We start from the raw sequence: 13,383 nt of genomic DNA, 5'->3' as shown, positions 1-13,383 counted from the left end.
GGGAAAGAGTAAGAGTTATTAACTCATAACTCAAAACTCTCTATAACTTCCCCCACCGCCAAACGAGTGCCATTGGCAAAGTCCCAACCAGACTGAGTGCGTTTTCCAGATAGCTGCACTTCCCGCAGTAGCAACAGTCCATCCCCGGTTTGAACAATGGGCCCCATTCCCTTGACAATATTCACCACTTCACCGGGATGAACTGAAAGGGAAGATAAGGCTTGGCATTCTTGCTGTAATGCCTCTAATTCTGGTGGCAATGACCCATAAGCCGAGCCAAGGGGAGCAGTAGCAATGATTTTGAGAGGATTACCCCGAAATCTCGCCACACAGTCCGGGAAAAATCCTCTGATTTGGTTGTGTAATGCGATCGCTTCTTTCGACCAATCGATAGAATAATCCGGCTTTTTAATCAGCGGCGCATATGTCGCCTCAGAAGCATCTTGGGGGATTAGTTCAATTTCTTGATTCAACTTCCGGAGAGTTTCCACTAACAAATCTGCTCCTACACCAGCCAGCCTTTCTTGCAAATCTTGGGCATTGTCTAACAGCCCAATCGGAGTAGAAGCTTTCAAGAGCATAGCACCGGTATCCATCCCCGCATCCATCAGCATCGTCGTGATTCCGGTTTCTATCTCGCCATGATAGAGACACCATTGGATCGGGGCAGCACCCCGATACTTCGGTAAAATCGAGCCGTGTACGTTGATGCAACCCAATGAAGGCATATCCAGAATTTGTTGGGAGAGAATTTGCCCGTAAGCAACAACCACAAACACATCAGCCCCCGTCTCCTGTAGCTGGGTAAGAGTTTCCTCGTCTTTTTTTATCCGCGGGGGTTGCCAAACTCTGATCTGATGTGATAAAGCTACACTTTTTACTGGTGAAGGCATCATTTGATTGCCCCGTCCCCGCCGCTTATCTGGTTGCGTGACAACGCCCAAAACCTCAAATTCTGGATTGCTTAATAGCCTTTCTAAAGTTGGTACAGCAAACTGTGGGGTGCCAAAAAATATTACTTTCATTTAATTGGGGATTGGGAATTGGGGACTGGGGATTGGGGATTGTTATAGCAATCCTAAATCATTCATTAAATCTTCCGTGTCTCTTCTTATTTTCGCGGTTCATTAATTTTTACAGCTCAGTTATTATTGCTGTAATTCCTTACTTAACAACTAACTAATGATATCAAATCCGTGGAATTGCCCAAAAATAAAAATACCTCTACAGCAATCCTTGTAGGAGTTGTACTATCTGTTTTATTTGTCTGCGCCTCTGCGGTTCGTTTTTAAACAAATGAAACAGGACTGCTATAGAGAGACTTTGGCGCAACCCAAATTCTCCCACTCCCTAATAGAAGAGAAGTTCGCTAACAATGATGGGCAATTGACCAGGCATAATGTAACTAATGGCTAATAACTATTAATTCAATGCGGCGGTTACGCTGTCGGTTGGTATCGCTATCATTAATTACTAAGGGAAAACTTTCGCCGTAGCCAATAACAACCATACGGTATTGCTTACCCAAAGCGGTAGATAAATACTGTTCAACTGTTCTAGCGAGTAAAAATGATTTTTCGGTATTATCTTTGGCTTCCCCAGCGTCATCAGTGTGGGCAGCAATATGAATTGTGGCATCTTGGTAATTACGCAAATCAGCGATCGCTGCGTCCAAAATCACCGGGGCCTCTGGGAGCAAAACCCTCTCAGTACCTTTAAATAAACTATCCGTGGGCAGTGTTACTTTCAAGGCATCCGATGGCGATCCAGGCACAGAGGCGGTTGGTTGACTGGTAATGGGAAGGCTTTTGCCTTGAAGTTGCCCTTCGATGGCAGCTAATCGCGCTTCTAGGGGAACGTTGGCGCGATCGCTACCAAGTTGAGTTTCCAGGCTGCTAGTGCGATCGCGTATTCCCTGTAAATCAAGCTGCAACTGTTGTAACTCAGATTGTAGTTGTTGCCTTTGCTCTATACTGAGCTGTGACGGTATCATCCTAACAGCACTTGATGGCTGCGGCTGTTTGAGGCGTAGCACTCTGACCACCAGAGGCACTTCTGCATTTAAGTCAGGAAATAACGTGGCGACAACAATACCAAAAAGCCCAGCCAAACCACCTCCAACCAAGAGTAGCAGCAGCCGCCACCCTAAAGCCTGTATAAATCGACCCTTGCCCCTAGATTGGCGAGGGGAAGTATTAGCCTTAGCAAATGTTGCGTCTTCTGTCACCCGTTTTTCCCACTTTCTTCCACAACAGAGTAGCACTCGCTAATGTCAACGAGGTTATTCTTTTATGCTGATGCGTATCTTTTCCGCCTCCCTGTTTGTGCTGCATGACCCCGGAAGCGAGATTTAAGGTCAGATAATAAATTTTTTAAAATCTTTTGTCATTTATGCCAGGTTTTATGACATATACATATACGTATAGGGACGCTGCACTGTTCCTTAGGCGTTGCTCTTCACACAAGAAACGCTGTTTAGCAACAAACCCCTAATCGATGTTGAAACGCCTCCTCCGCTCAGTATGGTTTTGCCCCGAACCATACCTTCCTCTCTTAGCGGCTGCGCTGCTGATGGCTCCTAGCTCATTTGCCTTGGCTAGCACAGCTGCGTCTACAATCGCACGTCCCTCACCTATGCAATATCCCCAGTCGTCAAAGGAAGTTCGTGAAGCTGCCCCCGAAATGACTCCCCAAATAGCTCAACTTGGGGTGCAGATCGATCCCCTCGATAGTCCTCATCCCATCCCTTGGAATTGGGTATTGACAACCCATACGGAAGTCAGCACCAAGGCGGGTTCTGGTGTGCGCTACTATCGCAGTCCGTCCTTAGTTTCTCCGGATGGTCAGTACGCAGCCTACAGTCGGATTAAGATGGAGGTGCAGCCGGATTTATTCCGCTCCCGCGTTACGAGTGTGATGTTTTTGGAAAATTTGCGGACAGGGGACTTAAGGACAATCTCAGCATCTTCTCCCTTGGCTGACAATCCTTTTGTCAGTAACGAAGAAGCCGATATGCCAGGGATAATCGCCATTTTGATCCCCGTTTCTTGGTCTAAAGAAGGCGATCGCATCCTAGCACGGCAATTTGAAGGTCTGTTTAGCACCTCTGATGCTTCTGACTACGCCGTTGTGTGGGATCGTAAGCAAAATCGCACTACCACAATTGCGCCAAATAGGAATGATTACAGTAACGCTATCCTGTTAGGTTGGAGTCGCACCAATCCCGACCAAGTTCTCTTTCGCGCTGGCGAATTGGGCGAGGAAAACTGGCCTTTATGGGCTGTTGATCTCGATGGTCAAACCCTAGCCGCCATCGAAGATCAACCTTTGGTGTTTGGTCAAACAATTACCCATTCTTGGGCAGGGCCGCAAGCTCATTACTAATGTTTGGAATTTTGAGTTTTGAATTAGCTTTTAATTCAAAACTCAAAACTTTTATGTTTTTACTTAGTTAGATATTTTTATAAATTATTTTTATTAATAAATAAATTGCGGAAAACAAAACGACCAAAAAAGGTATTATTAATTATTTTTTTGCTTCTGAGTCTATTAATTGGTACTTTAGGAGGATATATTTATTATACCCTAAAAAATAATTCTGCTAAACCTAATATATCTAATTATGAAATATATATCAAAAGTCCATTCAATCAACCAAATTATTATCCGGCAAATCAAAGGATTTCATCAATTTATCAACCCGTTAGTTCGTGGACGGGAAGACTTATATTGCCATCGAAAGAACAGCGACAAAAAGACGATTCGGTACTTTTTGAAGTACAAAACGCTGATTCCACTCATCAAAATTTAATTGGAAAGATTGTCAATTTAAAGTGGAGTGGCGACCCAGAGGTGCAAGAATTTGTTAAAACTGTAACGCAAGATGTAAGTTTTAACCAGACAACTGAAGATAGTAAAAAATCAGGAAATTTGCATCCCGATAGATTGAACAATTGGCAAAGGGTTGGCCCTTTAGAGTCACTGGCGGGGGCAAACCCTCAAGATAATATCATCGTGGAATTACAAAATCCTGTTGTTGTATCCAACGCCAACGACGAACGCCAATCTTTGATTATTACCAAGGAACCCGTGCAAGTCGTGGGTCGAGTTTATGGCTTGGTTAGTATTATTAAAAGAGCAGAAAAGAACAAAGATAAGTTTGTTGTTCGTCACTTTAATAAAACATCACAACAATTCGATGGCACCAGAGAAACTATCCGCATTCCTCAAGTGCCACCTGACCGCAATGGGATTACCAGATCGACGAATCGCGGGCTGGAAAAATCTCCTTTTAATTCAACAGGTTGGTATATTTATGGTGCAAAAGATGCGGATGGTGTCTTTGTGACACAAGCAATTGAACCCCGCGCCCTGATGCGACTCCAAGCGGATGAAGTTTATGTAAATCAGAGGGCAATTGCCTATATTAATAAGATTTGGAAAGGTACGAAAAGGCAAAAGGGAACTGCAAAAATTATTTTACTAGAACCAAAGAAGCAACCAATTACTCCCCAATCTTTAATAGATACTCCTTGGCGCGAGGGAGATAAGGCAATTGTGATTCATACTTATGGGGGGATAGGTGGGAAAAAAGCTGAACCAGCACCTTTGGGTTTGGTTACGGGACACTTCGCTTATGGTATTGCTAAAGTAGTGCGCGATCGCATAACTTCAGAGTTACGCTTCGACATCGAATATCAGCAAATTTATGCCCATAATCCTGATGGCATCGTTGCTGGCGCAATTAAATGGTCTAGCTACATGGGAGATTTACAGCGGGGTTGGCTAGGGAATCGACCAGTTTCCGACATCATTGTTAAATTCGATGCTGTCACCCAAGATTATGATTTTGATGGCATCAAACTGTCACCAATGGATGAATTTTTGCGGCAGTTAAACATCATGATGGCACGCTATCGAATTGGTGATGGTACTGGCGGATCGGTAGTCACACCAGCAACTTCTTGCGTACAAGATGCAAATCAGGCGCTTTTTGTGACAATTAAGCAAGTAGAGGAAGAAGTTAAGTCTAATCCCCGCATTCAAGAATGGTTACGCCGTCATCCCCAAGACACCCAAACTCTGAGATTTAAACAGTTAGTAAAATTGGGCCGCAGCCTTGAAAAACAATTAGCACCCTTGGGGATTATCCGATCAGACTGGGAGAAAAACGCTGAAAATTTAGCAGGAATTCGGGCAACAGACGGCACCCTTACCACCATCTTCAAGGCGCTGACAACTTGGCGCACAATGTTACCGCGACGAGCGCATGATGAAATTGCTACTATATTGTTAAAAAATGGTGCCACATTGTGGGTAATTCGTACTAATCAGGTGGGAGGATTTAATCCAGATATTGCGCCTGTTGCCCCAACAGCAATTTTGGGTCATCGCACAAATTGAAAGAATTGTGGGTTATGAATTGCAAAGCGTTAAGTAAACCCTATTGATTCCTAACTCCTCACTCCTTAGTTTCCCCACGCTCTTTTTCTAATAAAGCCTTGCGTGGATCGCTGCGGCGACGATAATACCATGTGGCACCCCCAACCAGCATCGCCGCTAACAGCAACGCCCCGATTAGAGGCAAAAAATCACCCGTTCTCAACGCTCGCAAACCATAACTGCCCAACATTACAAACGGCAGCACTCCCGGAACTGTTCCCAGAATTGTTCCCAGAAGGTAGTCCCGAAAGCGGACTGACGTTAAACCAGCGGCAAAATTGACTAAGCCGTAGGGAATAATTGGCTGTAGCCGAACGGCAAACATATAGAACAATCCCCCCTGAATCATCTCCGCATCGATGGCAGCTAAGCGCCCAGCCAGCTTTCGGGCAACAAATTCGCGTCCGACCGTGCGCGTAAAGGCAAAAGCCACTACAGCGGCAATCACAGCGGCAATAGTCGTCCAAAGCGTCCCCAGCCAAGGGCCAAAAATTGCGCCACTGGTGAGATTGAGTGCCGTTGAAGGCAATATTAACAGCGTTGCCACGGTATACAGGGCGATATAAATAATCGGTGCCCAGATGCCAGCTTTATTCAGGCTTGCCTGAAGTTGCGCGGGATCGATGCCTCCCAGCAGATATACTGCGATCGCAGTCACAATAATGCAGACGGAAGTAAGTAGGAAAATGCCGCTTTTAAAATTCAACATTTAGGGATTGGGGATTGGGGATTGGGGATTGGGCAAAACTTAGAAATTAGGATTTATTAATTCACAACTTTTACCTCTTAGCTATTCCCTATTCCCTATTACCAATTCCCTCTTCCCCATTATTTTTAAAGCCATAAGCGTCTCGCACTAAATAAAGCGGTCGTCCTTTGACTTCTTCGTAGACCCGACTAAGATACTCGCCAATGATACCCAGAGTTACTAGCTGAATGCCTCCCAGAAATAGAATCGCTACCATTATCGAGGCATAACCAGGAAGATCGACCCCATAGAGCAAAGTCCGATAAATTAAAAAAGTGGCGTAGACAAATGACAATAGAGAAATGGTAACGCCTACGTAACTCCAAACTTTCAAGGGGAGAAAGCTAAAAGAGGTAATGCCATCAATGGCAAAGTTCCACAAACGCCAATAGTTCCAGGTAGTGGTTCCTTTGTAACGTTGGGGACGGTCAAAAAGTACGGATGTTTGCTTAAAACCTACCCAGGCAAATAATCCTTTCATAAACCGGGTGCGTTCTGGCATTTGCTTGATGGCTTCAACCACACGCCGATCTAGCAAGCGAAAGTCTCCGGTATTGCGGGGGATGGGGACGCGACTCATTTTGCCAATTATTTTGTAGAAAGCATTGGCTGTCATTTGCTTCAGCCAGCTTTCTTCTCCACGCGATCGCCTGGTCGCATAAACTACGTCATAGCCTTCGCGCCATTTTTCCACGAGTTCTTTAATTAACTCTGGCGGATCTTGCAGGTCGGCATCAATCGGCACCACGGCGGCACCAGTAGTATAGTCGAGTCCGGCGCTGAGGGCAACTTCTTTGCCGAAGTTGCGAGACAAGTTGACTACTTTAATAACTGGATTACGATGATGATGTTCAATTAGACACTTCAGGGTATTATCCTTACTGCCATCATTGACGCAAACTATCTCATAGCTAGTGTCCAAGGTTTCCAGCACAGATAGCAGTCGTTCAAACAAGTAGTCAATATTTAGCTCCTCGTTGTAAACAGGAACTATCACAGAGAGTTCTACAGAGTTTATACCTGAGGACATATAAAAAAACTACGAAAAGTTAAGATATGTTAATTTTCATCTGGCTTGGCTAAAGTTTAACCTAAATTCTCCTTGTCACAGTAGAATTCTCGCTCTAGGGTTTCTAGACCGTTGCGGCGCTTGTCGCTGTTCGATGTGGCTTTAATGATCGCGATCGCAGTGTAGTTAGGCATTCTATAATCTGGAAGGCTGAAAATTCGGGTATGCCGAAGTCTTATCGCCAATTGTGTCCACCAGGCAACGGGGAAATTACCAAAATCCAGACGTAACTTTACTCTACGCGAATATACGGCATTGTAAAGGTTAGAGCCAAATGTTAATTTCTGCCTTGGCTAAAAAAACAAAAAATTATTTACCTTGGCGACACGACTAGGCTGAATAAAGATTATCATTTTGCTTTAAGCTTGCATGGAATCTCATGAATCGAGTTCGCTCCTCCCACACACTCGATTTGGTGGAGTTTCATGGCGAATTGGTCTGTTACACAACCTCACTTCCTTTTGCCCGTCCCCTTGGGTGCATTGCAAATTCCTGAAGCCCAAACAGCTTCTAAGAATACAAGCACTAGCCTGATTCGTTTATCTCTAGTGATTCCTACTTATAACGAAGGTGAAAACATTGAGTACATAATTCAGTTATTGAGCCTGCTGCTGGATGCAGTTCTCCCTAATGCCTACGAACTGATCGTCGTCGATGATGATAGCCCAGACCTTACCTGGAAAGTTGCCCTGTCACTCGTCAGCAAATATCCCCAAATACGGGTGATGCGGCGAGTTGAGGAACGGGGACTTTCTACTGCCGTGATTCGCGGTTGGCAGGTAGCGAGGGGAGAAGTGTTAGGCGTGATTGATGGCGATCTCCAGCATCCCCCAGAGTTGTTATTGCAGCTGTGGGGAAAAATGCAGCGGGGAGCAGATTTGGCAGTTGCCAGTCGTCATGTGGAAAACGGCGGCGTAAGCGATTGGAGTATTGTGCGGCGGTTTTTGTCCCGTGGGGCGCAGTTAATTGGGTTAATGGTGCTGCCTGGGGTGGTTGGTCGCGTTTCTGACCCGATGAGTGGATACTTTTTAGTGCGCCGCGACTGTCTTGCTGGCAAAATGCTCAATCCGCTGGGTTACAAAATTTTGCTTGAGGTGCTGGGTCGAGGAAATATCAGTTGGATTGCCGAGGTAGGCTACGTATTTCAAGAGCGGCAGGAGGGGATGAGCAAGGTAACTTGGAAACAATACGTGGAGTATTTGCGACATCTGCTGAAGTTACGTTTTTCCCTCTGGCCTGTGGGTCGGTTTATTCGCTTTGGTGCGGTGGGTTTAAGTGGGGTGTTTGTCCATATGGCAGTGTTTTATCTGTTGCGTAGCGAGTTGGAATGGGGATTAACTCGCAGTGCAGTTATTGCGGCTGAAGTGGCAATTATCAATAATTTCTTGTGGAATGATCGCTGGACGTTTGGGGATATCAGCAGTCAGCAAAAGGGCTGGAGCAAGCGCTTTAAACGGCTGTTGAAATTTAATATTGTCTGTTTGACGGGGCTGGTGTTGAATGTGACGATTCTAAATTTGCTGTTTAATTTGTTGGGAATCAACGAATATATAGCGAATCTGATTGCGATCGCTACTGTCACATTCTGGAATTTCTGGATTAACCTCAAACTTAGCTGGCGGGTGACGGAAGTCAGGTAGTTACGAGTTAGGAGTTGGGAGTTAGGAATTAAGAATTAGGAAATATAAATTATGAGTTCTAACTCAAAACTCAAAATTCAAAACTCAAAATTCCCACTCCTGCTGCTAGTGGTGTGGATAGGAATTGGAACTGGCTTGCGCTTGATGAATCTGGCTCTTAAGTCGCCTTGGACTGATGAGTTTTCTACGCTCACTTTTAGTCTGGGCAATAGTTTTACGGGGGTTCCTCTAGATCAAGCGATCGCTCTCGATACTCTTCTGCAACCACTTATACCTAGCGCAGCAGCAGGTATAGGTGATGTAATTCATCACTTACTTACTGAGAGTAACCATCCACCACTCTACTTTGTGCTAACTCACTTGTGGCTGCAACTGTTTCCTCCTCCCGTCAACGGAGGGATGGAAGGATTGGTTTCTTTGTGGGGGGCGCGATCGCTTGCTGCGCTTCTGGGTGTAGCCTCGATTCCTGCTGTCTACGCACTAGCACGGTTTGCTTTTCGCTCCCAGTTAGTCGGGCAAATGGCGGCGGCAATGATGGCAGTTTCTCCCTACGGCATCTTCCTGGCGCAGGAAGCTCGTCATTACACTCTGGCAATGTTATGGGTGATTGCTTCTTTGGGGTGCTTGGTGGTCGCTGTAAGGCACATTCAGCGTCAGAAACCACTGCCAATCTGGTTGGTGCTGGTTTGGGTAGGGGTGAATACTTTAGGTATTGCTAGTCATTATTTCTTCGCTCTTACCTTGTGTGCGGAAGCTGTGGCGTTAATTGCCATAGTTTGGCGAGAAATGAACCGTCCAGACACAGAGAACGCAGAGGAAAGACAAGGAATTGCGGGAATGAAAAAAGCTTCCCTTGAAAAAGGGGATCTGTTTACTCCTCGGTTTCTACTTCCATTGGTTGCGGTTGCTGCGGGTACGCTGGCGGGAGGATTAGTTTGGGTGCCAGTATTTTTGCAGAACAGTTATGGAGGTAAGCTTACTGAATGGATTCAAGGCGATCGCGTCGGCCTTGCTTGGCTGAGTCCAGTGTTTCAGGCGATCGCCGCTTGGATAACTATGATATCTCTGCTACCAGTGGAGGCAAGTCAGTTACCTTTAGTAATTGCTTCTGTGGTGGTGATGGTGATTTTCTTTTTTCGGGCGCTACCCATGCTATATCGCGGTCTAAAAGTCCAGCGGCAGCGCCATCAAAATACTTGGTTATTTGAGGCTTTCGTCTGGAGTGCGATCGCGTTGTTTTTCGTCTTTACCTATTTTCTCGGTATCGACCTCACGCGGGGCGCACGGTATAACTTTGTCTATTTTCCGGCTGTAATAGTGGTAGTGGGAGCTAGTCTTGCCGCTTCTTGGGAAGATAAAGGGAAAACAGCCGTTGTTCTAATTTGGCTGATGGGACTTTTGAGCGGAATAACAGTAGTCACTAATTTAGGCTATCAAAAATATTATCGTCCCGACCTTTTAGCACCAATAATTCAACAAAATTCTCAAGCGCCCGTGCTAATTGCCACCACCCGCAAAACCCACGTACAAAATGGAGAAATGATGGGAATAGCTTGGGAATTTAAACGTCAAGGTTTGCCACAAAATCCCCAATTTCTCTTAGCCCATCAAGACAAAAATCCCAAAACCTCAACAATTGCCTTGCAAAAAACTTTAGCTACTTTGCCGCGACCCCTAGATTTGTGGCTAGTAAATTTCCACGCACCAATAGAATTAAACGGATGCGTTCAAAACCCTTTATCTTCTCCCGCAGTAGATGGCTATGACTATAAACTCTATCGCTGCTAAAAATAAAAAGAGTTTTGGGTTTTGTTACTAACTTCTTTCTTCTTTCTTCTACTTCTTCCTTCACGCTCTTTGCGTCTAAAGCGCTAACGCGGTTCATTTCTTAATCCTTATTCCTGCTTAATAGACTCAGGAACACCAACCGCTGATAAACCAGCGATCGCTCGCAAATTCTGACAACGAATCAACTCGGTAAAATCCAAACTAAGACGACCTTCGATGTTAGCCACAGCTTCAATAGCAGACAACATCTGTCGAGCAGCTTCAGCTTCAGAATAACCCCGCCTAATCGCCACCTTAATTGCCGCTTCATCCGCATCCAGTTGCGACTGAGAACTGCGAGAATTGCGGAAAATTTGGGATAGCGCGATCGCGCTCATTCCTCCAGCCACCACTACACCGACAGCATCCCCCTGCACAAGTTCCACCATCGCCCCTAAAACCCCAGCCAGCGTCACACCTTGATAAATGTCGGGCTTGAACCACTTAATGCCTATCAACCAGGAGACTGTGCGTAAAATTAGCAAATCTCGCTGCGGCTGAGACAAGCGCCGCCATAGATCGAAATTGATGTAAATCGTTCGATCCTGCGCCCAAGGTTGGGGAAAGGGGCTATCAATCACCTGCGGTTGCTGCGGTTTGCTGACAATTTTCGTCAACATCCGACCAGATGCAGGCATGACATCTAATAAGCGGCGAATTTCAGGCTCTGGATTCATCTTTTAGGAGCTAGTGAGAAACTAAAGTAGGTACTGCCCACCCTACTCAAAACTAATCTAATTTTGGGGTACAGGAGATGGAACTGGGGATGCGGTAGGTTTCGGTTGCGATCGCTGCTGATTTGGGGTAGTCGCTTTGGGGGCAGTACCCGTAGGTTTAGGCGTTACTTGGGTAGCTGGCTTAGGAGCAGCACCAGTTGTAGGACGGGGCTTTGCCGCTGGGGGCTTGGTGGCGGGTGATGCCGTCGGTACGGGTGCCACTTTGGGGCTGACTGCTGGTGCTACTAACGGGACGGGAGAAACCGTGACACTGGGCGAAGGCGCGACGGCGGGGGTGATCGGAGCGATTTGAGCGGGGGAAGTTTTGTCACCGAGAATGGTGGGATCTCCTGTGTCAAACACACCAGCCAGACAAGCAATCATCATCGTTGCCAAGGTGCCAACAAACAAAGCTTTCCAACCGAGTTCGGAAATATCTTTGCGCCGCGAGGGAATCAGGGCAATTGTGCCGCCTACGAAAATTCCCACAGATGCTAGATGAGCAAATCCCGAAAGAGCGTAGCTGACAATTAAGACAGTGCGATCGCTCACTGTTCCCGCCGCAGCTGCTTCTGCCAATGCTTGATAAGGAGGAATTGCGGTTTCTAATAGTCTGCGCCCAATAATTACTGAAGCCGTCCAAGATTCACTAAACGGAACACCTGTCAAGATAGTTAGGGGATAAAACAAGAATCCTTGAATATTTGCCAAGGTGACAACTTTAAATACATCACCCACTGGACTAGGTAAACCACCCAACCAACCAAAAAATTGATTAACTAAAGAAACCAAACCCAAGATTAGAATTAACACAGCAGCGATCGCTACTGCCATTTTCACCCCATCTAAAGCTCCCACAATTGCGGCATCTAGTGGGCTGATGCGTTCGATGGGTTCTCCCGCTACGGTTTCCTGTTTAAACTCCTCTTCATCACCAAACGCCTCAAGCTCTCTAGCGCTTTTCTCGGTAGGAATGCCACCAAGAGTGAGAGGAGTTTCTGTTTCTGGGACTAAAATTTTCGATAAAACAAAACAGGCGGGAATCGCGATAATCGATGCCGATACTAAGTGTCCCAGAATGTTCGGAAAAACAGGTCTTAAGAAACTAACGTAAATCGCCAAGGTTGATGAAGCAGCGGTTCCGAAACAACAAGCTAGAATCGCGCACAATTCTGAGCGAGTCATTTTTGCCAAAAATGGCTTGACAACAATAGCCGCTTCAATACCCACAAAAATATTAGCGGCACCGCTGAGGGCTTCGGCTCCACTCAAGCGCATTGTCCAATAGAATAATTTGGCAAAAATGTTTGTAATTACTTGGATGACACCAATGTTGTAAAGTAGCGCCATCAGTCCGGAGAAAAAGATGACTGTGGGTAAGGCGCGAAAGGCAAAAATATATCCCAGATTGATTGGTGGATCTTGACCAGGAACTGGGACAATATTTCTGCCAAAAACAAATCTTGCGCCAGCGTCAGCAGCCAGAAAAACGCCATCAAGTAAGCTAGTAAACCACTCCAGCGCTGTGCGAGTTGGTGGAAACTGAAACACCAAAAATGCTAAAACTAATTGCAAGCCGATGCCCCAGATGATGACGCGCCAAGGTATAACCCGTTTGTGTTCTGAAAACAACCACGCGATCGCGCACAATCCAAATATGCCCAGAAACGAGATAATGTTGAGATAAGACATGGGCGAGAGTCCTTACTTTTATACAAAGTGCTTCCCATTCCGCCTTTTGTTAAAATTTTGGCGTTTTTCAGCTTTATCCCCGCCTTCCGGGGGATGACCCAATACACCCAAGACAATAACTGAAAATGAGGTGCTTCGGTACTACTACAGCCTTAAAATAAGCGCAGAATACAAAAATTTATTCAAACTTAAGATATTTCTTAAAGTCAGGGAAGCAACTTGACTAGGCCAGTCCCAGACTCGTTATCC

10 protein-coding genes are annotated in these 13,383 nt (G+C 45.7%); 4 read left to right on the top strand and 6 right to left on the bottom strand.

Annotation, left to right across the window (positions count from 1 at the left end):
* Positions 1-23: 23 nt before the first annotated feature.
* Together fmt and NDI42_RS02185 are read right to left on the bottom strand one after the other, a co-directional pair.
* Entirely contained in the window at positions 24-1,025 is a 1,002-nt protein-coding gene (fmt, locus tag NDI42_RS02190; protein WP_190455986.1) for a methionyl-tRNA formyltransferase, read from the bottom strand.
* Between the two features lie 380 nt (positions 1,026-1,405).
* Positions 1,406-2,227 (bottom strand): OmpA family protein, encoded by an 822-nt coding sequence (locus tag NDI42_RS02185; RefSeq protein WP_190455984.1) that lies wholly within the window; start codon positions 2,225-2,227, stop codon positions 1,406-1,408.
* A 269-nt stretch (positions 2,228-2,496) separates the two neighbouring features.
* Here NDI42_RS02185 and NDI42_RS02180 point away from each other — a divergent pair, with 269 nt between their 5' ends.
* Entirely contained in the window at positions 2,497-3,384 is an 888-nt protein-coding gene (locus tag NDI42_RS02180) for a hypothetical protein (RefSeq protein WP_199295171.1), read from the top strand.
* A 345-nt stretch (positions 3,385-3,729) separates the two neighbouring features.
* Positions 3,730-5,403, top strand: a complete 1,674-nt coding sequence (locus NDI42_RS02175; RefSeq protein ID WP_199295170.1) for a hypothetical protein — start codon at positions 3,730-3,732, stop codon at positions 5,401-5,403.
* 58 nt (positions 5,404-5,461) lie between these two features.
* Here the strand turns inward: NDI42_RS02175 and NDI42_RS02170 are convergent, their stop codons facing one another.
* Both NDI42_RS02170 and NDI42_RS02165 read right to left on the bottom strand, forming a co-directional pair.
* Positions 5,462-6,151 carry a TVP38/TMEM64 family protein gene (locus tag NDI42_RS02170; protein ID WP_190455982.1) on the bottom strand — a complete coding sequence of 230 codons (690 nt, stop codon included), beginning with the start codon at positions 6,149-6,151 and terminating at the stop codon, positions 5,462-5,464.
* 88 nt (positions 6,152-6,239) lie between these two features.
* Positions 6,240-7,220 carry a glycosyltransferase family 2 protein gene (locus tag NDI42_RS02165; protein ID WP_190455980.1) on the bottom strand — a complete coding sequence of 327 codons (981 nt, stop codon included), beginning with the start codon at positions 7,218-7,220 and terminating at the stop codon, positions 6,240-6,242.
* A gap of 464 nt (positions 7,221-7,684) precedes the next feature.
* Between NDI42_RS02165 and NDI42_RS02160 the strand changes: the two genes are divergently transcribed.
* Positions 7,685-8,899, top strand: a complete 1,215-nt coding sequence (locus NDI42_RS02160) for a glycosyltransferase (protein WP_190455978.1) — start codon at positions 7,685-7,687, stop codon at positions 8,897-8,899.
* Between the two features lie 51 nt (positions 8,900-8,950).
* Positions 8,951-10,687, top strand: a complete 1,737-nt coding sequence (locus NDI42_RS02155; protein WP_190455976.1) for a glycosyltransferase family 39 protein — start codon at positions 8,951-8,953, stop codon at positions 10,685-10,687.
* 107 nt (positions 10,688-10,794) lie between these two features.
* Here NDI42_RS02155 and NDI42_RS02150 read toward each other — a convergent pair whose 3' ends face one another.
* A complete protein-coding gene (locus NDI42_RS02150; protein WP_190455974.1) occupies positions 10,795-11,403 on the bottom strand; it encodes a DUF3318 domain-containing protein in 609 nt (202 codons plus the stop codon).
* Positions 11,404-11,460: 57 nt separating this feature from the next.
* On the bottom strand, positions 11,461-13,134 hold the full coding sequence (locus tag NDI42_RS02145; protein ID WP_190455973.1) for a NupC/NupG family nucleoside CNT transporter: 1,674 nt from the start codon (positions 13,132-13,134) through the stop codon (positions 11,461-11,463).
* Positions 13,135-13,383 lie beyond the last annotated feature (249 nt).

The sequence above is a fragment of the Funiculus sociatus GB2-C1 genome (assembly GCF_039962115.1).
GTDB classification, from domain to species: Bacteria; Cyanobacteriota; Cyanobacteriia; order Cyanobacteriales; family FACHB-T130; genus Funiculus; species Funiculus sociatus.
Note: the sequence above shows the minus strand (reverse complement) of the source record. Positions and strands in the feature narration are given on the sequence as shown.

What these genes read in the sequence shown, in the direction of transcription:
- fmt (WP_190455986.1), bottom strand. Translation starts at nt 1,025, where the DNA reads ATGAAAGTAATATTTTTTGGCACCCCACAGTTTGCTGTACCAACTTTA.
- NDI42_RS02180 (WP_199295171.1), top strand. Translation starts at nt 2,497, where the DNA reads ATGTTGAAACGCCTCCTCCGCTCAGTATGGTTTTGCCCCGAACCATAC.
- NDI42_RS02170 (WP_190455982.1), bottom strand. Translation starts at nt 6,151, where the DNA reads ATGTTGAATTTTAAAAGCGGCATTTTCCTACTTACTTCCGTCTGCATT.
- NDI42_RS02165 (WP_190455980.1), bottom strand. Translation starts at nt 7,220, where the DNA reads ATGTCCTCAGGTATAAACTCTGTAGAACTCTCTGTGATAGTTCCTGTT.
- NDI42_RS02160 (WP_190455978.1), top strand. Translation starts at nt 7,685, where the DNA reads ATGGCGAATTGGTCTGTTACACAACCTCACTTCCTTTTGCCCGTCCCC.
- NDI42_RS02155 (WP_190455976.1), top strand. Translation starts at nt 8,951, where the DNA reads ATGAGTTCTAACTCAAAACTCAAAATTCAAAACTCAAAATTCCCACTC.
- NDI42_RS02150 (WP_190455974.1), bottom strand. Translation starts at nt 11,403, where the DNA reads ATGAATCCAGAGCCTGAAATTCGCCGCTTATTAGATGTCATGCCTGCA.
- NDI42_RS02145 (WP_190455973.1), bottom strand. Translation starts at nt 13,134, where the DNA reads ATGTCTTATCTCAACATTATCTCGTTTCTGGGCATATTTGGATTGTGC.